This window comes from Flavobacterium algoritolerans (genome assembly GCF_030010385.1).
Taxonomy (GTDB): domain Bacteria; phylum Bacteroidota; class Bacteroidia; order Flavobacteriales; family Flavobacteriaceae; genus Flavobacterium; species Flavobacterium algoritolerans.
Genome location: NZ_JASCRZ010000004.1, coordinates 232730 through 255255, shown reverse-complemented (window position 1 = coordinate 255255; position 22526 = coordinate 232730). Strand labels below are relative to the sequence as shown.

General features: G+C 35.2%; 21 protein-coding genes and 2 tRNA genes. 13 read left to right on the top strand and 10 right to left on the bottom strand.

Annotated elements, in window-relative coordinates; translation table 11 throughout:
* Positions 1–192: 192 nt before the first annotated feature.
* Entirely contained in the window at positions 193–1491 is a 1299-nt protein-coding gene (locus tag QLS65_RS10885) for a TlpA family protein disulfide reductase (protein ID WP_282713561.1), read from the top strand.
* A 56-nt stretch (positions 1492–1547) separates the two neighbouring features.
* On the opposite strand, the gene QLS65_RS10880 is transcribed toward QLS65_RS10885, so the two are convergent.
* The 3 genes from QLS65_RS10880 to QLS65_RS10870 all read right to left on the bottom strand — a co-directional run bounded on the left by QLS65_RS10880 (position 1548) and on the right by QLS65_RS10870 (position 3506).
* Positions 1548–2261 (bottom strand): tRNA1(Val) (adenine(37)-N6)-methyltransferase, encoded by a 714-nt coding sequence (locus QLS65_RS10880; protein WP_282717597.1) that lies wholly within the window; start codon positions 2259–2261, stop codon positions 1548–1550.
* Positions 2262–2405: 144 nt separating this feature from the next.
* Positions 2406–2930, bottom strand: a complete 525-nt coding sequence (rimM, locus tag QLS65_RS10875) for a ribosome maturation factor RimM (RefSeq protein WP_282713559.1) — start codon at positions 2928–2930, stop codon at positions 2406–2408.
* A gap of 15 nt (positions 2931–2945) precedes the next feature.
* Complete coding sequence (locus tag QLS65_RS10870; protein ID WP_282713558.1) at positions 2946–3506, bottom strand: 30S ribosomal protein S16; 561 nt, start codon at positions 3504–3506, stop codon at positions 2946–2948.
* Between the two features lie 201 nt (positions 3507–3707).
* Between QLS65_RS10870 and QLS65_RS10865 the strand changes: the two genes are divergently transcribed.
* Both QLS65_RS10865 and QLS65_RS10860 read left to right on the top strand, forming a co-directional pair.
* Entirely contained in the window at positions 3708–4193 is a 486-nt protein-coding gene (locus QLS65_RS10865; RefSeq protein ID WP_282713557.1) for a DUF6252 domain-containing protein, read from the top strand.
* A gap of 157 nt (positions 4194–4350) precedes the next feature.
* Entirely contained in the window at positions 4351–4713 is a 363-nt protein-coding gene (locus QLS65_RS10860) for an RNA-binding regulator (RefSeq protein ID WP_099713722.1), read from the top strand.
* A gap of 157 nt (positions 4714–4870) precedes the next feature.
* Here QLS65_RS10860 and leuB read toward each other — a convergent pair whose 3' ends face one another.
* The 4 genes from leuB to leuC all read right to left on the bottom strand — a co-directional run bounded on the left by leuB (position 4871) and on the right by leuC (position 9820).
* The gene (gene leuB, locus QLS65_RS10855; RefSeq protein WP_282713556.1) at positions 4871–5932 is read right to left on the bottom strand and encodes a 3-isopropylmalate dehydrogenase; all 1062 of its coding nucleotides are present in this window, start codon (positions 5930–5932) and stop codon (positions 4871–4873) included.
* A 33-nt stretch (positions 5933–5965) separates the two neighbouring features.
* Positions 5966–7492 (bottom strand): alpha-isopropylmalate synthase regulatory domain-containing protein, encoded by a 1527-nt coding sequence (locus QLS65_RS10850; RefSeq protein WP_282713555.1) that lies wholly within the window; start codon positions 7490–7492, stop codon positions 5966–5968.
* Between the two features lie 139 nt (positions 7493–7631).
* On the bottom strand, positions 7632–8228 hold the full coding sequence (gene leuD, locus QLS65_RS10845) for a 3-isopropylmalate dehydratase small subunit (RefSeq protein WP_282717590.1): 597 nt from the start codon (positions 8226–8228) through the stop codon (positions 7632–7634).
* A gap of 197 nt (positions 8229–8425) precedes the next feature.
* Positions 8426–9820, bottom strand: coding sequence for a 3-isopropylmalate dehydratase large subunit (leuC, locus tag QLS65_RS10840; RefSeq protein WP_282717587.1), 1395 nt, complete (start codon positions 9818–9820; stop codon positions 8426–8428).
* A gap of 633 nt (positions 9821–10453) precedes the next feature.
* Between leuC and dnaE the strand changes: the two genes are divergently transcribed.
* From dnaE to QLS65_RS10800, 8 genes are all read left to right on the top strand, one after another.
* A complete protein-coding gene (gene dnaE, locus QLS65_RS10835; protein WP_282717585.1) occupies positions 10454–14998 on the top strand; it encodes a DNA polymerase III subunit alpha in 4545 nt (1514 codons plus the stop codon).
* Positions 14999–15254: 256 nt separating this feature from the next.
* Positions 15255–15572 carry a thioredoxin gene (trxA, locus tag QLS65_RS10830; RefSeq protein ID WP_026708908.1) on the top strand — a complete coding sequence of 106 codons (318 nt, stop codon included), beginning with the start codon at positions 15255–15257 and terminating at the stop codon, positions 15570–15572.
* 224 nt (positions 15573–15796) lie between these two features.
* Entirely contained in the window at positions 15797–16723 is a 927-nt protein-coding gene (locus QLS65_RS10825) for a DUF58 domain-containing protein (RefSeq protein ID WP_099713716.1), read from the top strand.
* Positions 16724–16809: 86 nt separating this feature from the next.
* Positions 16810–16883, top strand: a tRNA-Asp gene (locus QLS65_RS10820).
* A 731-nt stretch (positions 16884–17614) separates the two neighbouring features.
* Positions 17615–17691 (top strand) — tRNA-Asp (locus QLS65_RS10815).
* Positions 17692–17758: 67 nt separating this feature from the next.
* Complete coding sequence (locus QLS65_RS10810; RefSeq protein WP_282713550.1) at positions 17759–18007, top strand: GIY-YIG nuclease family protein; 249 nt, start codon at positions 17759–17761, stop codon at positions 18005–18007.
* Positions 18008–18143: 136 nt separating this feature from the next.
* On the top strand, positions 18144–18392 hold the full coding sequence (locus tag QLS65_RS10805) for a GIY-YIG nuclease family protein (protein WP_121340787.1): 249 nt from the start codon (positions 18144–18146) through the stop codon (positions 18390–18392).
* A gap of 136 nt (positions 18393–18528) precedes the next feature.
* Positions 18529–18777 carry a GIY-YIG nuclease family protein gene (locus tag QLS65_RS10800; RefSeq protein WP_282713550.1) on the top strand — a complete coding sequence of 83 codons (249 nt, stop codon included), beginning with the start codon at positions 18529–18531 and terminating at the stop codon, positions 18775–18777.
* A 138-nt stretch (positions 18778–18915) separates the two neighbouring features.
* On the opposite strand, the gene QLS65_RS10795 is transcribed toward QLS65_RS10800, so the two are convergent.
* Positions 18916–19416 carry a DUF456 domain-containing protein gene (locus QLS65_RS10795; RefSeq protein ID WP_282717581.1) on the bottom strand — a complete coding sequence of 167 codons (501 nt, stop codon included), beginning with the start codon at positions 19414–19416 and terminating at the stop codon, positions 18916–18918.
* A gap of 51 nt (positions 19417–19467) precedes the next feature.
* Between QLS65_RS10795 and QLS65_RS10790 the strand changes: the two genes are divergently transcribed.
* Positions 19468–19857 (top strand): hypothetical protein, encoded by a 390-nt coding sequence (locus tag QLS65_RS10790; protein ID WP_282717579.1) that lies wholly within the window; start codon positions 19468–19470, stop codon positions 19855–19857.
* Between the two features lie 42 nt (positions 19858–19899).
* Positions 19900–20376, top strand: a complete 477-nt coding sequence (locus QLS65_RS10785; protein WP_099716206.1) for a hypothetical protein — start codon at positions 19900–19902, stop codon at positions 20374–20376.
* Between the two features lie 101 nt (positions 20377–20477).
* On the opposite strand, the gene QLS65_RS10780 is transcribed toward QLS65_RS10785, so the two are convergent.
* Both QLS65_RS10780 and QLS65_RS10775 read right to left on the bottom strand, forming a co-directional pair.
* Positions 20478–21575 carry a glycosyltransferase family 2 protein gene (locus QLS65_RS10780; protein ID WP_282717577.1) on the bottom strand — a complete coding sequence of 366 codons (1098 nt, stop codon included), beginning with the start codon at positions 21573–21575 and terminating at the stop codon, positions 20478–20480.
* The gene (locus tag QLS65_RS10775) at positions 21572–22516 is read right to left on the bottom strand and encodes a hypothetical protein (protein WP_282717575.1); all 945 of its coding nucleotides are present in this window, start codon (positions 22514–22516) and stop codon (positions 21572–21574) included. Before QLS65_RS10775 ends, QLS65_RS10780 begins: the two co-directional genes overlap by 4 nt.
* Positions 22517–22526: the final 10 nt, after the last annotated feature.

Sequence of the window (22526 nt, the reverse complement as noted above, 5' to 3'; positions counted from 1 at the left end):
TGATTAAACAGGAAGCATGAAATTTTAAGACTTGAATCAATGAATAAGTCCTTATTGTTTGGTAGCAATTCTATTATTATTGTAAAATTATAGGTATTTGTTGAGGTTAAATTCTATAGTTTATTCTAAATTTGCTTATGTTTATAGGATTAAACCTAATTATTTCATTCGCTAAAAAATTCTCTCTAAATTTTGAATATTACCTTAAAGTTAATTACAATACTTTTATTCGGCATTTTAACACAAATCTCAATTGCTCAAACGAAAAAAATCCAATTGAATTTAACTAGGGATGCCAACACTTTTAATTTAAACTATCTTGAATTGGATTTAAGACCTTTATCTTATGCTGATAATTTTAGAGGTATTCCGCAATTAGATTCTTTAAAATTTCATTTTATTGCAATTGATTATGCGCAATATGTTTACGATACTTACAAGGATAACAAAATCGATAAGAAAAGAGCACTTGCGTACCTCACGAAATTAAAAATAGATACGCTAACCTTATCGCAAAAGAAAATTGATCAAGAATTAGTTGTGCTAATAGGTTTTAGAAAAAATAAGCAAATCCTAATTGCAGATACCAATAAAAATAAGGATTTTAGTGATGATATCAAATATGAGTATGAAGTAAATCAAAATTCTGACAAGACTTTGGTTATTAATTATTCACCTTCAGTTTATAAATTTGAGTATTTTGAAAATAATCAAATTAAAAATTTTGAAAGAAAGTTTGTTTTAGTACCTGATAAAGGAAACGTAATATCTCAAAAGATAAGTAAGGAGGATGTTCCTTATTTATCTTTTGTCAAATATGTAGATGCATGGGTAGGGGAAGTAGATGGTTATGAGTTTTATTTTTCTGATTTTTATGGTAGAAGTCAATTCTATGTTAAAGATAAAAACACTAATTTTTCAAAAGATTTTGTTTTTAATGATCTGTATAAATATTCATTCAATGATACTATTAGAATTAATAATTCAAATTATACCATTAAAAGAAAGTTACAAATGGATTCGTTGTATCTAAATCCAATCAAAAAAGGGTCTATCAAACGATTTACAATTGAGAATAAAATACCACTAGACCATTCCTTTAAAGATTTAGACAACAGTAATTTTATTCTAAAAGATGTTTTAAAAGATAAAGATTTTTTGCTTTTAGAATTTTGGGGCACTTGGTGTGGACCTTGCTTAAAATTTAATCCGCAAATCAAAGAGTTTTATGATATAAACGAAAAAAAACTAAGTATTCTTGGTGTCGCTTTGGATACATCGAATGAAAAAGTTTTAAAATATGTAAAAAATAATAATGTCAAATGGCAACAAGCATTTATGAAATTAAATAGTAGAAATAGTTTTATAGAGCAACTAAATATAACAGCATATCCTACAGTCGTATTGCTAGATAAAAGAGGTGAAATTAAATTTGTGGGTGCTGGAGATAAGAGCTCCTTAGAATTGATTGCTAAAATAATTAAAAAGTAGTTTGCATTTTGGTGTTAGTTATATTTACAATCTTTAATTGTTCACTTTTATAATAATTACATCTTTTGGTAAAATGCCTTTGTTAGTCCAATATATTCTGGAGTATAAATATGTCTTGAAGTTTCGATAATTAATTCGTCAACTGTAAAATCAATAGTTTCTTTTCGGCTAAAAGCCAATAAACTGCGCTTGATTTCGGTAGTTGGAGTTCCTTTTACATGAGTGATTTTCAAAGGATATAATTCGTATGCTGCGGCTAAAGCCAAGAAGTTTTCTTCTTCTTTAAAGGGAATTATGACGGAGAAAACACCGTTTTCAGAAAGTAGTAAAGCGGCCGCTTCGATTAAATCTTCAAAAGGCATTGCGTCCGCAAAACGTGCTAAATCGCGTTGTTCGTTTTCAGATTTATAATCGTCGGTGTAGAATGGAGGATTGGAAACAATTAAATCATACTCGTCTTCTGGTTCTTCTACAAATTCATCCAAACCAGCATGAAAACAAAATAGGCGATCACTCCAAGGGGAATTTTCAAAATTATCTACGGATTGTTCGTAGGCTTCTTCGTCGATTTCTAAAGCATCAATTTGTTCCGCGTTGCTTCTTTGTGCAAGCATTAAAGCGATTATACCTGTTCCGGCCCCAATATCTAAAATGCTAAATGGGTTGTTTTTAATAGGTGTCCAAGCGCCAAGTAAAACGCCGTCGGTTCCAATTTTCATGGCACAACGATCTTGTTGGATTGAGAATTGTTTAAAGTGGAATTCGGACATGGAGATTTCAGATTAATGATTAACGATTTTTGACCCAGCGATAGCGAACTGGCGAAGCATTGCAGATTTTAGCAACTGAACACTTTGATTTAGAGTAACGATTTTTTCGATTAACCGAATAAACAAATAACCGATTAAACTTTTCTAAAGATACATTTCGATTAATCCTTCAGGCAAGTCCATGATGACCTTTTTGTTTTCCCTGTCAATTTTCACAAGGAAATGGTCAATCATTGGAATAAGGATTTCAACATCGCCGTTTAAAACTTCAAAAAGGGGTTGGGCAGTAGTGTCATTTATGGATTCAATTTTTCCAACAACGCCAAGGCGCTTGTCTTCAACTTCAAAACCAATTACTTCATGGAAGTAGAATTTATTGCCAGTAAGTTTTGGCAACATATTTAAGGGAAGATATAAATCGTTGCCTATGACAGCATCGGCATCTTCTTCGGTATTCATGTCTTCAAAACGAATTCTAAGGAAGTCGTTTTTGTGTAGTGAACTGCTTTCAATAAAAAAAGGAACCAAGTGTTTGTTGCATTCAACAAACACTGATTCCAAGTTTTCGTATAACTCAGGTTCGTCCGTGTCTAAATAGGCAAGAACTTCCCCTTTGAAACTAAATTTTTTAGCGATTTTACCTAAGTAGAAACAATCTTCTTTACGCATCTTCGCCTTCTAAAATTATGCTTCAGTTGTTTCGTTATTTTCTTCTGCAGCTGGAGCTTCTTCAGTTTCAACTTCAGCAACTTCTTCTTCAACAGCAGGAGTTGCAGCAGCAATAGCATCAGCTTCTGCTTGTGCAGCGGCAGCTAAACGTTTTGCGTTAACTTCTTGTTCTGCTTTGAAAGCTTTTGCTCTATCAGCAGCTTGAGCTTTAGTCAAACCTTCTTTTTTAGCATCAACTTTTCCAGCTTTAGCTTCTAACCAAGCAGCTAATTTTGCATCAGCTTGTTCTTGAGTTAAAGCTCCTTTACGGATACCTCCATCAAGGTGGTGTTTCAATAAAGCACCTTTGTAAGAAAGAATTGCTTTAGCAGTATCAGTAGGTTGAGCACCATTGTGCAACCATTTTACTGCGCTATCAAGGTTTAACTCGATAGTTGCTGGGTTAGTGTTTGGATTGTAAGTACCGATTTTCTCTAAGTATTTACCATCTCTTTTTGAGCGAGCATCTGCTGCTACAACCCAGTAAAAAGGTTTTTGTTTTTTACCGTGTCTTTGTAATCTAATTTTTACTGACATAATCTTGTGATTAAATTTTGAGGTACTCGACCTCGATTAATTAAGGGTGCAAAGATACATTTTTTCTCGATAAATACTAATTCGATTGGTATTTTAATGAATAGTAATGTTTTAGGTGTAGCTATTGTTTTTATTTTTAGTCCAATTTCACTTTTTTTTAGGTCTAATGTCATACTTTTGTTGTTCTAAAAGATGCATTTTATGAAAAAATATTTTTTATTTATTGTTGTACTTTTTTCTTTAATCTCTTGTGAAGAAGATATTAGTTTTAATAATCCTTCACTACAAGGCATGAAGGATAATGTGTTTTGGCGAGGCGTACAATCTAGAGCAACACTAGCGACTGATGGATCGTTGCTTATAGAATCCTTTACAGCAAATGAAACACTATCTTTAAAAACTACTTCTACTACTGCTCAAACTTATTTTTTAGGAACCAGTGAGTCTAAAAAGGCAATTTATACTTTCACTGATGCTACCAATGGGTTGGTTACTTTTTCTACCGGTTTTGGGATAGGAGAAGGGCAAATTGTGATAACCGAATATGACGCTATTAATAATACCATCACTGGTACTTTTAAGTTTAATGCCGAAAATGCAAATAGCAACTCGTTAGCCAGCCCACTTGTTAATTTTCAGCACGGAGTTTTTTATAAAGTTCCTGTAGTTCGTTCTCTGAGTCAGTAATCTACGAGGGATTAGTTTTTCCTAACACTTTTAATTATTTGCTTTAGAATTTTCGTTTTAATTTTTTTGAAATTAAAATAAAAACATAAATAAGCTAATATATAGTAGATTAGAAAAAAATTAGAGTACATTTGTTCTATTATTTAAATAAGTACATATGAATATTTTTGTTGGAAGTCTTCCATTCAGTATTGAGGAAGCAGATTTAAGAGAGTCTTTCGAGGCTTATGGAGCAGTTGATTCAGTTAAAATTATTACTGATAAATTTACTGGAAGAAGTAAAGGATTTGGTTTTGTTGAGATGCCAAATGATGACGAAGCTCAAAAAGCAATTGATGAATTGAATGGTGCTACTGTTCAAGGACGTGCAATTGTAGTAAACAAATCTGAGCCTAAACCAGAAGGTGAAAGAAGAAGTTTTAACAATAACAGTCGTGGTGGAGATTCACGCGGTGGTTATGGTGGTGGAAACAGCCGTGGTGGAGATAACCGTGGTGGTGGAAACAGAGGAGGATATTAATATTTTTTTCTAGCTATAAAAAAAGGTGTCAATTTTATTGACACCTTTTTTGTTATTTATTATTCTGTTTAAAGCTGAGTAAAAGCTAAAATGAGTGTTGTTTTTTAGGTTGTAATCTTAGCTATTACTCAATTTTTAAACAAAAAACTTTAAGAATTTATAGATTAGCAACTAACCAGTCACCAACCTCACTGGTTTTGTATGCTTTTGAGTCTTTAGAAGCTAAATCCTCTGTTACGATTCCTTGTTCTAATGATTTGTTAACTACCGTTCTAATAGCTTCTGCTTCTTCTTTTAATCCAAAAGCATCTTCAAACATCATCGCTGCAGATAATACTGTCGCTAATGGATTAGCAATATTTAATCCTGTAGCCTGAGGATAAGAACCATGAATAGGTTCATACAAAGAGGTATGCTCTCCTACAGATGCTGATGGCATTAATCCCATAGAGCCAGAAATTACAGAAGCTTCGTCTGTTAATATATCTCCAAATAAGTTTTCAGTAATTAAGACATCATAAGAGTTTGGCCATTGTACTAAACGCATCGCAACTGCATCAACAAATTCATAGCTCACAGTTACTTCAGGATAGTCTTTTTCCATGGCTTGTACGGTTTCTCTCCACAATCTTGAAGTTTCCATTACATTAGCTTTGTCCACACAACATAGTTTTTTAGTTCGGGTCATAGCAAGTTCAAAACCTTTTTTTGCCAAACGCTGTACTTCTGCTCTGGTGTAAGTGCAGGTGTCAAAAGCGGTTTCTCCATCGTCTTTTCTTCCTTTTTCTCCAAAATAAATTCCTCCGGTAAGTTCTCTTAAGAAAATTAAGTCAGTTCCTTCGATGCGTTCTCTTTTCAAAGGAGAATTATCAATCAAAGATGGGAATGTAAAGGTTGGACGTACATTGGCAAATAAACCCAATTTTTTACGCATCAATAATAAACCTTGTTCGGGTCTCACAGGCGCACTTGGGTCATTATCATATTTTGGATGTCCAATGGCTCCGAATAAAACAGCATCAGCAGCCATGCAAATTTCATGCGTTTCGTCCGGATAAGGAACTCCAACGGCGTCAATGGCACAAGCTCCTGTAAGTGCAGGTGTCCAAGTAATTTCATGGTTGAATTTTTTTGCAATAGCATCCGAAACTTTTACAGCTTCATTGATTACTTCTGGTCCAATTCCGTCTCCGGCTAAAAGGGCTATGTTAAATTTCATTAGGTCTATTTTATATTAATGTATTTCTATTTATTATTGGGCTGCAACCACATTCAACATTTTCTGGGTTGCTATAATTGCGGCAACTGTTTGGTCTGAATCTAAACCTCTTGTTTTAAATTCTTTTTCATTATTTGTCCAGGTAATTATGGTTTCGCATAAGGCGTCAGAACTACTTCCTGGAGGAATTCGTACAGCATAATCAATCAACTTGGGCAATTCTAAATTTTTGCTCTTATATATTTTTGCCAATGCATTCATGAAAGCATCAAATTGTCCATCACCTTGCGCGTGTTCTTCAATTATTTCTCCGTCTATTTTTAAAGATAAAGTGGTCGATGGACGCATGCCTTTTGCATGAGATAATATATAGGATTCAACAACAATTTTTTCTTGATAAGTTTGACTGTCTAATACATCAGAGATGATATAAGGTAAATCTTCTTTGGTAACCGTTTCTTTTTTGTCGCCTAATTCGATAATCCTTTGGGTAACTAACTTTAGATCCTCAGGGTTTAATTGTAGGCCTAATTCCTGAAGGTTTTTTTCAATATTAGCTTTTCCGGATGTTTTTCCTAAGGCGTATTTTCGTTTTCTTCCAAAGCGTTCTGGAAGTAAATCATTAAAATATAAGTTGTTTTTATTGTCACCATCGGCGTGAATACCAGCAGTTTGTGTAAATACATTGTCGCCAACGATAGGCTTGTTGGCAGGAATTCTATACCCGGTAAAAGTCTCTACTAATTTACTTACTGAGTATAATGATGATTCTTTTACACTAATTGCTATTTGTGGAAAAAAGTCATTGATTACAGCAACAGTACTTTCAAGCGGTGCATTTCCAGCGCGTTCTCCCATCCCATTTACGGTTACGTGGAGTCCTTGAATACCAGCTTTTACAGCTTCCATTACATTTGCGATGCTTAAATCGTAGTCGTTGTGTGCATGAAAATCAAAATGAGTTTCAGGGTATCTTGCTATAATTTTCGAAATAAATTCAAAAGTTTCAGAAGGAATTAAAACGCCTAAAGTGTCTGGTAATAAAACTCTTTTGATGGGTTGTTTGGTCAAAAAATCTAAATATTGAAACACATATTCAGGCGAATTGCGCATTCCGTTACTCCAGTCTTCTAAATATACATTGGTCTCAATATTATTTTCTGTAGCCAAAGCAATGGTTTCAGCAATTTCTGTAAAATGCTGTTCTGGTGTTTTTTTTAACTGATGTGTTAAATGGTTAAGAGATCCTTTGGTCAATAAATTCTGGACTTTAGCTCCGGTTTTTTTCATCCAATCTATGGAAAGTCCGCCATCGACAAAGGTTAAAACTTCGATTCTATTGGAGTAATTTTTTTCGTTAGCCCAAGTCATAATCCCTTTTACACCTTGAAACTCTCCTTCGCTAACACGTGCCGAAGCAATTTCAATTCTATCAATATTTAATTCTTCCAACAATAATTGTGCAATGGTTAGTTTTTCTGCAGCAGAAAAGGATACTCCCGAGGTTTGTTCCCCGTCACGGAGCGTCGTATCCATTATTTCAATTTTTCTTTTTTCCATTATAAATTTGATGCTAAAAGTAGTTTTGACTTCGGTAATTTGAAATCTTGCTATTGTGTTTTATAAAAAAGGTAAAAGCAGTTATCGGGCTTAACAATACCATTTAGCTTAAGATAACTGCTGTTTATTGTTTTTTTTTCTAGTACGGAAGTGCATTGGCAAACCCAATTATCTCTTCTTTGATGTTTTGTAAATAATCAATATCATCAAAACCGTTAACCATATTGTCTTTTTTGTATCCGGAGATATCAAAAGATTCTTTTTGACCAGTTGCTTTTAGCGTAATGGTTTGTTCTGGAAGATTTATTTCTAATTCTGTTTTTGGATCAGCTTCAATAGCCTTGAAAATAGTTTCAGCAAATTCTGGACTCACTTGTACAGGTAAAACACCAATATTTAAGCAGTTTCCTTTGAAGATATCAGCAAAGAAACTTGAAACAACTGCACGAAATCCATAATCGTAAACTGCCCAAGCTGCGTGCTCTCTTGAAGAACCCGAACCAAAGTTTTTTCCGCCAACTAATATTTTTCCACTGTAAGTTGCGTCATTCAAAACGAAATCAGCTTTTGGTGTATCATCTCCGTTGTATCTCCAGTCTCTGAAAAGGTTGTCTCCAAAAGCTTCACGTTTAGTAGCTTTCAAGAAACGTGCTGGGATGATTTGATCGGTGTCCACATTTTCTATTGGTAGTGGTACTGCACTACTCGTAAGGATATTAAATTTATCGTATGCCATTGTGATTTTTGATTTTTGATTAACGATTTCTGATTTTAGATTTACCTTAAGGAAAATGGAATCGTAAACGCTAACTAATATTATTTTATATTCTATAATTTAAACTGAATGCTGTGTCGATTTTAACGAAATCTGAAATGCTACGCCAATTCGCTGAAGCTCGGGTCAAAAATCGTTACTCTTCAATCTGAAATCTTTTAAAACAAATCTCTAGGGTCTGTTAGTTTTCCAGTAACTGCAGCTGCAGCGGCCATAATTGGACTTGCCAATAATGTTCTTGAACCTGGACCTTGACGGCCTTCGAAGTTTCTGTTTGAAGTGCTTACTGCATATTTCCCTGCAGGTACTTTATCATCATTCATCGCTAAACAAGCCGAGCAACCTGGTTGACGCAATACAAAACCAGCTTCAGTAAGAATGTCCAACAGTCCTTCCTCTTTAATTTGAGCTTCTACTACGTGAGAACCCGGAACTAACCAAGCCGTAACATTAGCTGCTTTTTGTCGCCCTTTTACAATTTCTGTAAAAGCTCTAAAATCTTCAATTCTACCATTGGTACAACTTCCTAAGAAAACAAAATCAATTGGTTTGCCAATCATTACGTCATTTTCTTCAAAGCCCATGTAAGCTAAAGATTTTTTATACGTTTCTTCGCCACCTTCTACTTGGTTAGCGCTTGGAATATTTTTTGAGATACCAATTCCCATTCCAGGATTTGTACCATATGTAATCATTGGTTCAATATCCGCAGCATTGATGTTTAATTCTGCATCAAAAATAGCATCGGCATCCGTTTTCAACGTTTTCCAATATTCAACGGCTTTTGTCCAAGCTTCGCCTTTTGGAGCGTATAACCTTCCTTCTAAGAAATCAAATGTTTTTTGGTCCGGAGCAATCATACCACCACGGGCACCCATTTCGATACTCAAGTTGCAAACAGTCATACGGCCTTCCATAGACATGTTTTCAAAAACATCTCCAGCATATTCTGCAAAATATCCTGTACCTCCAGAAGTAGTTAATTGAGAAATAATATAAAGTGCAACGTCTTTTGGACCAACACCTTTACTCAACTCACCATTGACGTTGATACGCATTTTCTTTGGTTTCGGTTGCATGATGCATTGTGTAGCCATCACCATTTCAACCTCCGAAGTTCCAATACCAAAAGCAATTGCACCAAAAGCACCATGTGTAGAAGTATGGGAATCTCCACAAACAATAGTCGCACCAGGTAAAGTAATTCCGTTTTCAGGACCTACTACGTGTACAATTCCATTTTTTTGGTGACCTAATCCCCAGTGAGAAATACCATATTCAGCTGCGTTGTCTTCTAATGCCTTAAGTTGATTGGCAGATAATGCATCTTGAACCGGTAAATGTTGATTTATAGTTGGGGTGTTGTGATCCGCAGTAGCAAAAGTGCGCTCTGGATATAATACTGAAATTCCTCTTTCTTTTAAACCTAAAAAAGCTACAGGACTAGTAACTTCATGGATGAAATGACGGTCAATAAAAAACACGTCTGGTCCATCTTCAATTTTACGCACCACGTGCGAATCCCATACTTTGTCAAATAATGTAGTACTCATTTTAATATGTTTTTAATGTATTTTTTTATAGCCAAGTTGGCTAAGATGATAACAATGAAAGCAAAACTAAAAAAAGAATCAAGTCTTTATTTTTTAATATTGCATTATATACGATACCCAAAATCGTATTAGTGAATTTCTTTGCTGATTTTTATCTTTTGGGTTTCTTTTTTATAAGTGTGATTCTTTATTTAGAGACGATAAAAAATCAATTTCTTGCTGTTTTTGATATTTGTAGAATCGATAAAAAAAGCTTTTAAAAATCTATTATATTTATGAATATCTAATTAAACGAAATTAAAATCAACTATTTTTTAATTTTAAATTCACTATTTTACTTTTATTGAAACTGTTTTTCGATGTGATTTTCTTAGTTAATGGCATATTTTTTCGACGTATTTCAGTATTTTTTTTTGATGAAATACTACGACATCCAAAAAATCATTACGGACTCTTTTTATCTTTTTAACAAGATACTATCAAGCTGATTTGTTGAAAGTGATTGTGGTTTTAATAGGAGAATAGTACTGGAAAATAAATTTGTTTTTTGTTGATAACTTACTTCTATTCTACCCTAAAAAAAACTAAATTTGAAATTCATTTTTTGCAATCACAAACACTTCAACTCCAGATATGTACTTAATATTCGATACCGAAACTACAGGATTACCAAAGCGTTGGGGCGCTCCCATTTCAGATACGGATAACTGGCCGCGTTGTATACAAATCGCTTGGCAGTTGCACGATGATATGGGAAAACTCATCGAGCATCAAGATTATTTGGTAAAACCCGAAGGTTTTAATATTCCGTATGACGCGGAACGAATTCACGGTATTTCGACTGAATTGGCGGAAGCTGATGGTATTTCGTTGGCAGAAGTTTTAGAAAAATTCAATATTGCTTTAGGCAAAGCCAAATTTATTGTAGGTCAGAATTTAGGTTTTGACATCAATATTATGGGTTGTGAGTTTTATAGAATGGGCGTTGAAAGCCAAATGAGTTCGATGCCTATTTTAGATACCTGTACAGAAGTAACCGCTTCTTTATTGAAATTGCCGGGTGGTCGAGGAGGAAAATTCAAGTTGCCTACGTTAACGGAGTTGCACTCGTATCTTTTTAACAAACCTTTCGGTGAAGCGCACAACGCGACTGCCGATGTCGAGGCAACTACACGTTGTTTCTTGGAATTAATTCGTCGTGATGTTTTCACAAAAGAGGAACTGGATGTTTCAGCAAGTTATTTTCAAGACTTTCAAAGTAAGAATCCAAGCGAGATTAAGCTCATTGGTTTAAAACATATCAATCTCAAGGAAGCTTCGGATAAAATCCGTCAGCAGTTTGGAGAAAAACAAGCGCCAGCCGTTTCAAGAGCTGAACTTTCTGAGAATAAAAAAGTGCTTATTGATGCGCCTTTTGTGCATTTGCACAATCATACGCAGTTTTCGGTGTTGCAATCTACAATTAGTATTGCGGCATTGGTAAAAGCGGCGGCACAACAAAAAATGCCTGCGGTTGCCATGACGGATCATGCGAATTTGATGGGTGCTTTTCATTTTGTACGTGATATTTTATACCATAATAAGGCGGCTGAAGCCAAGAATAAAGCGGCAATCGAAAATGGTGAAGAGCCTACCGAAGTTTCGATGAAACCAATAGTAGGTTGCGAATTTTTTGTTTGTGAAGACCATAAAAATAAGTCGGTTAAGGACAATGGATACCAAATAGTACTTTTGGCGAAGACCAAAAAAGGCTATCATAATTTGGCTAAAATGTCTTCCATCGCGTATACGGAAGGTTTTTATTATGTGCCAAGAATCGACAGGAAAGTCATTCAGGAATTCAAAGAAGATATTATTGTTTTGTCCGGAAATCTTTATGGCGAAATACCAAATAAGATTTTAAATATTGGTGAAAATCAAGCTGAAGAAGCCTTGCTTTGGTGGAAAAACGAGTTCAAGGAAGATTTTTACATTGAAGTGATGCGTCACAATCAGGAAGATGAAAATCGGGTAAATGCGTCTTTGATTTCATTGGCCAGAAAACATGATGTCAAGATTATTGCGACAAACAATACCTTTTACATAGACAAGGCGAATTCAAATGCACATGATATTTTGCTTTGTGTGCGTGATGGCGAAAAGCAGACAACACCAATAGGTCGTGGTCGCGGCTATCGTTATGGATTGCCTAATCAGGAATATTATTTCAAGTCGGGAGACGAAATGAAGCAGCTTTTTGCGGATTTACCGGAAGCGATTTCGAATCTTTCGGAGATTGTGGATAAAATTGAAATTTTCGATTTGGCTCGCGAAGTATTGCTTCCAAAATTTGAAATTCCGGTTGAATTTAATAATCCCGAAGATGCAGTTGATGGAGGGGTACGAGGAGAAAACGCGTATTTGAGGCATTTGACTTTTGAAGGAGCCCGAAGACGATATCCTGTTATTACCGAAGAAATTCAAGAACGATTAGATTTTGAATTGTTAACGATTTCCAATTCTGGTTATCCAGGATATTTCCTTATTGTACAGGATTTAATTGCTGAGGCGAGAAGTATGGGCGTTTCTGTAGGTCCGGGAAGGGGTTCTGCTGCGGGATCGGTGGTGGCGTATTGTTTGAAAATTACGAATATTGACCCGTTGATGTACAACCTGCTTTTTGAGCGTTTCCTGAATCCGGATCGTGTGTCATTACCCGATATTGATATCGATTTTGATGATGAAGGTCGAAGCAGCGTAATGGATTATGTGATCAGGAAATACGGTTCGAAACAAGTGGCGCAAATTATCACGTATGGTAAAATGGCAACTAAATCAGCGATTCGTGATACCGCTCGTGTACTTGATTTGCCGTTATTTGAAGCCGATAAAATTGCCAAATTAATTCCAGGGATGATGCCTTCCAAGTGGAATTTAGCGCGCTTTTTGAATGAAGATGAAAATCTGATTAAGAAGGCGGTTCGTCCCGAAGAATATGATAAAATAAAGGAATTAATAGGTCTTGCGAATGAAGGTGATTTGGGTGGAGAAACCATTCAGCAAGCCAAAGTTTTAGAAGGAAATCTGAGAAACACAGGGATTCACGCTTGTGGTGTGATTATTACGCCAAGCGACATTACCAATTTTGTTCCTGTGGCTACTGCCAAAGATTCGGATTTGTATGTGACCCAATTTGATAACTCGGTGGTGGAAAGTGCCGGTTTGTTGAAGATGGACTTCTTGGGTTTGAAAACCCTAACCCTGATAAAAGATACTGTTAAATTAGTAAAATATAGAACAGGAATTGACCTGAATCCCGATGAATTTCCAATTGATGATTTGAAGACGTATGAGCTTTTTCAACGAGGAGAAACAGTAGGGATTTTCCAATATGAGAGTCCGGGAATGCAGAAATACATGAAGGAATTGAAGCCGACAGTATTTCCCGATTTGATTGCTATGAATGCTTTGTATCGTCCGGGACCAATTGCCTATATCCCGAGTTTTATTAAACGAAAAAACGGGGAAGAGCCAATCGAATATGATTTGGATGACTGTGAAGAATTGCTGAAAGATACCTACGGAATTACCGTTTACCAAGAGCAGGTAATGCTTTTGTCCCAGAAACTTGCGGATTTCTCGAAAGGGGATGCCGATGTTTTGCGTAAAGCGATGGGAAAAAAAATGATTGATGTTTTGGCTAAAATGGAGCCAAAATTCATTTCGCAAGCGATGGCAAAAGGACATGCCAAAGACAAGTTAGAGAAGATTTGGAATGACTGGAAAGCTTTTGCTGAATATGCATTTAATAAATCGCACTCGACTTGTTATGCTTGGATTGCGTACCAAACGGCCTATTTGAAAGCGAATTATCCTGCGGAATATATGGCTGCGGTGCTTTCGAATAACATGAATGATATCAAGCAGGTTTCGTTTTTTATGGAAGAATGTAAGCGAATGGGACTGCAGGTTTTAGGACCTGATGTGAATGAGTCGTTTTATAAATTTACCGTAAATGATAATTATGCGGTACGTTTTGGAATGGGAGCGATAAAAGGAGTTGGTTCCGGAGCTGTGGCAACAATTGTTGAAAATAGAAAAGATGGAAAATACAAATCGATTTTTGATTTGACCAAACGTATTGATTTGCGTGCGGCGAATAAAAAAGCATTGGAAAATCTGGCTTTGGCCGGAGGATTTGATTCGTTTTTAGGAACCACGAGAGCGCAATATTTTCATGATGATGGTGATGGAATTACTTTTTATGAAAAAGCGATTCGGTATGGGTCGAAGTTTCAGGAGAATGAAAATTCCTCTCAAGTAAGTTTGTTTGGAGATACTAGCGAAGTGCAAATTGCGGAACCTATTGTACCACCTTGCGAGGATTGGAGTACTATGGAAAAACTCGCAAAAGAAAAAGAGGTTGTTGGGATTTACATCTCGGGACATCCGCTGGATGATTACAAATTTGAAATGAAATATTTTTGTAATGCCAAGCTGGAAGCACTTAAAAATATGGAATTGCATGTCAGTAAAAACCTGGCATTTGGAGGAATTATCAATAATGTGCAACACCGTGTAGCGAAAAATGGAAAAGGCTGGGGTATGTTTACTTTGGAGGGTTATGACGAAAGTTATGAGTTTAGAATTTTTGGGGAGGAGTATCTAAAGTTTCGTCATTTCTTTATTCAAAATAATTTTACGTTTATGAAAGTGTTGGTAAAAGAAGGCTGGACTGACCGTGATACCGGTAAAAAAGGGGAGCCAAGATTGCAATTTGTAGAAGTAAAACAATTGCAGGATGTGTTAGAAACCTTTGCTAGAAAATTAGTTGTGCTTTTGAATATTGCAGATTTGGAAGCTGATTTTATTCATAGATTGAGCCATCTTTTTCAGGATAATAAAGGAGATAATACAGTAACTTTTGAAATCATGGAGTTAGAGAAAACGAAAAAACTCGTTGCTGTTGCTCCTGTTGAGATAGAAAATGAAGAAGTAGCTTTTGTCGATGAAAATGAAGATTCTGAAATGGAAACTCTCGAAATTCCGGAAACAAGTACTGAAGAAAAAGTAGAAGAAGTCGAAGAAATAAAAGTGGTGACCAAACTAACAATGGCCAGCAGAAAACTAAAAATCAAAATTTCGAATGAATTGTTAGTGGAACTGGAAAAAATGCAGATTAACTTTAAGTTGAATTAGAGCAGAATGCCTTAGCCCCGATGGAAGCGGCATCCTTTCCTTGTTTTCTTTAGACAAGGAAAGATACAGCGTACAGCGGGAAGTAGCTCCTGATTATTGCAATCTTAAATGGGTTGAAATGGAGTGATAAGAATTGACGATATATTAATAGTCAAAACTAATTTATGAATGGCGTTTGATTAGTTTTTAATTTCTAAATTTGTACCCGAGTTTGAGACTTTAAATATTCAAACGATAAACTTAAATAAAAATAAATATGGCATTAGCAATAACAGATGCTACTTTTGAAGAAGTAGTTTTGAAATCAGACAAACCGGTAATGGTGGATTTTTGGGCAGCATGGTGTGGACCTTGTAGAATGGTAGGGCCAATCATTGACGAATTAAGTACTGAATACGATGGTAAAGTAGTCGTAGGTAAAGTAGACGTTGATGCAAACCAAGAATTTGCTGCAAAATACGGAGTGAGAAATATTCCAACAGTATTGGTTTTTCATAACGGAGAAGTAGTAGGAAAACAAGTAGGAGTTGCTCCTAAACAAACTTACGCTGATAGTTTAGACGCTTTGTTGTAATCGGTAGATTATGATTTATATAGAATCTGAAAAGATTCAAAAAAAAGGTTTGGCGAAAGTCAAGCCTTTTTTTGTGGGATTTACCGCGTTTCAATCAGGCATATAAAAAACAATGCAGATTAACAGATTAAAAATGATTTTAAAATCAGAGAATCAAAGGTGGTTCTATTTTCTTTTCAATCTTTAAATTTTTAAATCGTTCAATCTTTTAATATATTTGGAATATGAAAATCGAATCGCAAATAGAAAAAATTTCCAGTTTTCAGCATCTTGAATTGCTGGCTAATCAGGTTGTGGAAGGTTTTATTTCAGGAATGCATAAAAGTCCGTTTCATGGATTTTCGGCAGAATTTGCTGAGCATAAAGTCTATAATGTTGGCGAAAGTACCAAACACATTGATTGGAAATTGTTTGCCAAAACGGATCGTTTGTACACCAAACGATTTGAGGAAGAAACTAATTTGCGGTGTCATCTTATTATCGATAATTCCTCTTCAATGCATTATCCGAAACTAAAAGGCGGTCAGCAATTTTTTGAGAATAAGATTGGCTTTTCTGTTTTAGCTTCAGCGGTTTTAATGAATCTTTTAAAGAAGCAACGCGATGCTGTGGGACTAAGTGTGTTTTCGGATACATATGAGTACTATGCTCCTGAAAAAGGCAGTGATCGCCATCATAGAATGATCTTAAATACACTTGAAGGGCTTTTAGAGAAACCTGCGACTAAAAAAAGTACCGATACAATTACATTTTTGCATCAAATAGCGGAGAAGATTCACCGCCGTTCGATGATTGTCTTATTTACGGATATGTTTCAGTCTGGTAATGAGGAAGCGTTGTTCAATGCGCTGCAACATTTGAAACACAACAAGCATAAAGTGGTCTTGTTTCACGTTGTCGATAACAAAACAGAGTTAAATTTTGACTTTGATAACGCTCCAAGGAAGTTTATTGATGTAGAAACAGGAGAAGAAGTAGCAGTTTTTGCGGATAATGTCAAAGAAGAATACGAAAAACAGACAGAAAGTTACTTTAAGAAACTCGCTTTGACCTGCTCACAAAACCGAATAAAGTACATTCCGGTAAGTGTTGGAGAAAGTTTTGAAAAAATTTTAATGACATACTTGGTTGAAAAACAAAACTTTGGATAATAAGGTTAAAATTTATCAATTATTTTTTCAAAAAACGCTTGTGTAAACGGAAATCTATTGTATCTTTGCCACCGCAATAACGCAGAGGTTTGGTAGTTCAGTTGGTTAGAATACATGCCTGTCACGCATGGGGTCGCGGGTTCGAGTCCCGTCCAGACCGCAATATTGGGGAAAGCCTTTCGTAACAGAAAGGCTTTTTTGCCCCTATAAAGTATCTAAAGTTAGTTGTGTTGTTTGCTACGAATTTGTAACTCGTAGCGGGTTTAGTAGTTAGACCAATGAAAAGCTTTCCACTTTTGTGGATAGCTTTTTTGATTTAAAAAGAAGCTGGTTTGGTAGTTCAGTTGGTTAGAATAGATGCCTGTCATCTCGTCTTTTGGGACGAGACGGATTTGATTCAAGACTTGGATTAACAGGTTAGAATGTTATGATTAAAATACTGGTTTGGTAGTTCAGTTGGTTAGAATAGATGCCTGTCATCTCGTCTTTTGGGACGAGACGGGTTCGATTCAAGAACTGTGTTTAAGAATTAGAATGTTATAGATTAAAATACTGGTTTGGTAGTTCAGTTGGTTAGAATACATGCCTGTCATCTCGTCTTTTGGGACGAGACGGGTTCGATTCAAGACTTGGATTTAAGGATTAGAATGTTATAGATTAAAATACTGGTTTGGTAGTTCAGTTGGTTAGAATACATGCCTGTCATCTCGTCTTTTGGGACGAGACGGGTTCGATTCAAGACTTGAATTTAAGAATTAGAATGTTATAGATTAAAATACTGGTTTGGTAGTTCAGTTGGTTAGAATACATGCCTGTCATCTCGTCTTTATGACGAGGCGGGTTCGATTCAAGAACTGTGTTTAAGAATTAGAATGTTATAGATTAAGTACTGGTTTGGTAGTTCAGTTGGTTAGAATACATGCCTGTCACGCATGGGGTCGCGGGTTCGAGTCCCGTCCAGACCGCCAGTAATAAAAAAGCTTTTCGTAATAGAAAAGCTTTTTTTGTTTTTGTAAAATTCAAATAGCAATCGATATGTATTTTGTTTACATCATAAAAAATCATCAAGGATTATTTTACAAAGGATTTACACAAGATCTTGGTAAGCGTATTTTTGAACACAATAATGATTTAAGCCGATACACTTCTGGAAAAAGTCCATGGGTTTTGGTGTATTTCAAAGAATTTGAAACAAAAACAGAAGCATTAAAAGAAGAATTGCGATTGAAAAAGCTTAATGTTGCTTCGATAGAAAGATTATTAACGAGTTTTCAAGTTGAATAGAACGCATATCTGTCATCTCGTCTTTTGGGACGAGACGGGTTCGAGTCCTCTCGTTTCAAAAACGAGACTAGTAACAAAAAGCTTTTCGTAATAGAAAAGCTTTTTTTGTTTTTGTAAAATTCAAATAGCAATCGATATGTATTTTGTTTACATCATAAAAAATCATCAAGGATTATTTTACAAAGGATTTACACAAGATCTTGGTAAGCGTATTTTAGAACACAATAATGATTTAAGCCGATACACTTCTGGAAAAAGTCCATGGGTTTTGGTGTATTTCAAAGAATTTGAAACAAAAACAGAAGCATTAAAAGAAGAATTGCGATTGAAAAAGCTTAATGTTGCTTCGATAGAAAGATTAATAAGGAGCTTTCAAGTTGAATAGAGCACATGCCTGTCATCTCGTCTTTTGGGACGAGACGGGTTTGAGTCCTCTCGTTCCAAAAACGAGACTAGTAACAAGAAGCTTTTCGTAATAGAAAAGCTTTTTTTGTTTTTGTAAAATTCAAATAGCAATCGATATGTATTTTGTTTACATCATAAAAAATCATCAAGGATTATTTTACAAAGGATTTACACAAGATCTTGGTAAGCGTATTTTTGAACACAATAATGATTTAAGCCGATACACTTCTGGAAAAAGTCCGTGGGTTTTGGTTTATTTCAAAGAATTTGAAACAAAAACAGAAGCATTAAAAGAAGAATTACGATTGAAAAAGCTTAATGTTGCTTCGATAGAAAGATTATTAACTAGTTTTCAAGTTGAATAGAACGCATAACTGTTATCTCGTCTTTTGGGACGAGACGGGTTCGAGTCCTCTCGTTCCAAAAACGAGACTAGTAATAAAAAGCTTTTCATAACTGAAAAGCTTTTTCTTTTAAAAAGAGTTTTTAAAACTAATGGTACATTAGAACAATTCCGATTTATAGTGCCAAACAGTCCATACAAACAAACCCAAATACATTACGCAAACCACAAATTTCATAAAGCTGGAAGCCAGAAAACCTATAAAGGAACCTGCGGCTGCTTTCAAAGCCCGATTGTGGTCTTTAAAATCATAAATAAGTTCTCCTATTAGCGCGCCAACAAAAGGACCGATAATGAACCCAAAAGGGATAGGAGCAAGGATTCCAATAATCAGACCGAGGTTAGTTCCCCAGATGCCATACGAGCTTCCGCCAAATCTCTTGGTTCCTTTAGCCGGAATCACGTAATCTAAAACCGATATGATAACAGTGACTAACAATGCAATTCCTAAAATCCAATAATTTGCTGGAACAGCATTCGTAAAATAAAGTAATGCCAACCCAACCCAACTGATGCTGGGTCCGGGTAAAACGGGTAAAAAACTACCAAAAATGCCCAAAATAACACACATGAAACCAAGAACCAAAAGCAGTACATCCATAAATTTATTTTTAGTAATTTTGAAAACACAAAAGCAACACCTAACCAGCTTATGAAAGATATTAAATTAATAGTTTCATTTTCGATTATCTTCTTTTTTACTTTTTCTTTATGTGCCGTAAATGCTCAGGAAAAAATTGTAAAAAGCAACGATATGATTTTAAAGGAGGCTATTTACAACGAGAACAGAGTAAAAGTATTAAATTTTTCGATGAAAGAGTTTGACAGGCTTTTTTTTGAGTTTTCCGATAAAAAATCAAATCCAAATTTAGTATTGACAAAAGAGGAATTCTATAAATATACGATTCAGATTGCTATTTTTTCAGATAGATTGGCAGCTTTGTATCCGGATCAAAAAGAAGTCGCCGCCGAAAACAAAAAGAAATGGTTTGCTGAAAACTATGAAGATTATTTGCTTTCGAAAGCCTCTCCAAAAAAATAATTGTATTTTTATAGAATATTAGTCCAATTCAAAAACAAAACCTTGAAGCAGTATTACCTCTTTTTAGTATTTATATTTTTTAATTCCTGTCAATACTTTGACAAGCAAATTCCATCGGAAAAGGAATTGTTGCAAAAGGAACTGAAATCAATCAACTGGAAAGAAGTCGATGAATACCCATCGGTAGTGGATTGCGAAAAAATAGAAGATAAAAAACAACGTCAACAGTGTTTTTTCGAAGTTTTAACGTTGCTGATTCAAGAGAAATTGAGCGTTGACACCCTCTCGATTCTCTATCCTGAACTGGATACGATTGAAGTAAAGGTTACTGTTTTCCCAAATGCGACCATCCAATTCGAGCCTCAATTTCCAAAAGATTCGGTTGCCTACGACAAAATCAAAATTGACAGTATTCTTAAAGCACGTTTGGTTGATTTCCCAAAAATTAACCCCGCCATAAAACGCGGAATTCCCGTAAAGACCCAATTTATACTTCCGGTTATTCTAAAAGTAGAGTAGTTTTTTGGAGCTGTTTCCAGCTGTTCACTGTATCTTTTTCTTTTTTAAAGGAAAAAAGAAAAAGGATGCCGTTTCCATCTGGGCTAGGGCATTAGTGTAAGTTAAAATTTTCTGCCTTTCCATTCATATTTTCCAAACAAAGAGTACAAAGCTACGCTCACACAAAAAAAAGGATATAATAAACTGCTCAAAATCAAATACTGTATTTTGGTTTTGGTTAAAAATTCATTGGCTTTGTAAATCAAAACGATATCAACTGAAAACTTCAAAGTAAATAATAAAAAGACATTCTGAAAAGCAGTTAAACCGAAGACCCAAAAACCAAGAACGAAAAGCCAACTCAGATTTCCCGCAAATACTAACAGCCCCAATCCTTTTCCGAAAGAACTTTGATACGAACTTGTTTTGGATGCCCAGCGTACGCGCTGATAAAACAACGATTTCCAATCGTTTAATGGTTTTGTAGTGATAATTGTATTTTGAGATTTTAGATAATGAACTTTTTTAGGAAACTGGGCAGTCGCTTTTTGCAACAAGAAAACATCATCACCGCTGGCAATTCCATCGTTTCCTTCAAAACCGTTCAGCTTTTTAAAAAACGATTTGGTATACGCAAAGTTGGCGCCATTACACATAAACCCTTTGTTGATTCCAAAACTTCCAATTGTTGCACCTTGTAAACTCGACAAATCCAACTGCTGGAAATGATGCAAAAATGAATTGCCACAATCATACGTAACCGCCCCGGCAATCATAGTAACATCATGAAGCTGAATATAATTGTCCAAGGTCAATAGCCAGTTTGTATTTATTGTACAATCGGCATCGGTGGTGATAATCCAGTCCGTAGTTACAATTTGCATTGCGGTTACAATCGCATCTTTCTTGGGCGAATTCGTAACTCTGACCTTATTTATAACCGAAACTTTAAACTTCAAACTTGGAATTTTAAACGCTACTTCAGAAAAATCATCGACCAAAATCACTTCGAACAATTCCATAGGATAATTCAATTTCGACAAACTCTCCAATAGAATGGGTAAATTTTCGGCTTCATTCCGGAAAGGAACAATAATCGAAAATTTTGTTTTTGGCGTTAAGCCAATATAATCTATAGCATTTACTTTGGTGAAACCATAAATCAAGAAGGCAATCGCAACGCAATAGAGGATTATAACGAAGTACAAAACAAAAATCATATTGGATTTTTAGTTTTAAAATTCAAAACATAATAACTGCCAATTATTACCGGCAGAACTACATTCAGAAACCACATAAGTGTGGTTATAAAAATTACTATCCATTCGTTTACGCCCAGAATTCCGAAGAAATAAACGGCTACACTTCCTTTTACGGCAAAATCCAAAAACTGAAAAGTAGGCAAAGAGGAAGCTAGGAAATAAACGCTTGTAATCGTGGCAATGGCTATTAAATATGGTAAGTCAACATCAAAAGCCAGAAACAAAAAGTAATATTGGTGCGAAAAAACCAGGAAACGACAAATGCCTAAAAAGATATTTTTTTGATGAATGGTTTTTGGGATTTCGTTAATCTTATGAATCAGTTTTTCGATAGAATAGCCTTTAACGTTTATTTTTTTCAAAGAAAACAAGATTCCAAATGCCAAAAAACAAATGCCAAACAGAATCATAACGGTTTTTGTAGTAATCACATTGTATTGTGCATTGAAATACAACAACCCGAAAATTCCAAAAATAACGGTCAATATCATTTGGATTCCGTTGCAAATCAGGTTCAAGAAAATCACTTTTTTAGTGTTTGATTTATCAAAAAACAATGCTTTTCCGGCATATTCTCCCACGCCGTTTGGCGTAAAAAGTCCCGCGGTTAATGCACCAAGAACTTGTTTTGTTGCTTCGCGCAAAGATATTTTATGGATAAATCCAACTAAGTTTTGCCATTTCAAGATTTCAAAAAACCGATTCAAAACACTCAATAACAAAATAAACGCGATTCCGCCAATGGATTGGTTTTTCTGGAATAAAACAATGAATTTTTGCCAATCCAGTTTGTCGTTATTGGCTAATTGATTGTAAATAAAATAAAACGCGCCACCCACAATCAAAAGTTTGATTAGAAGTACGAGGAATTGCTTAGTTTTGTGTGGAATTGTAATCATTACTGCAAAA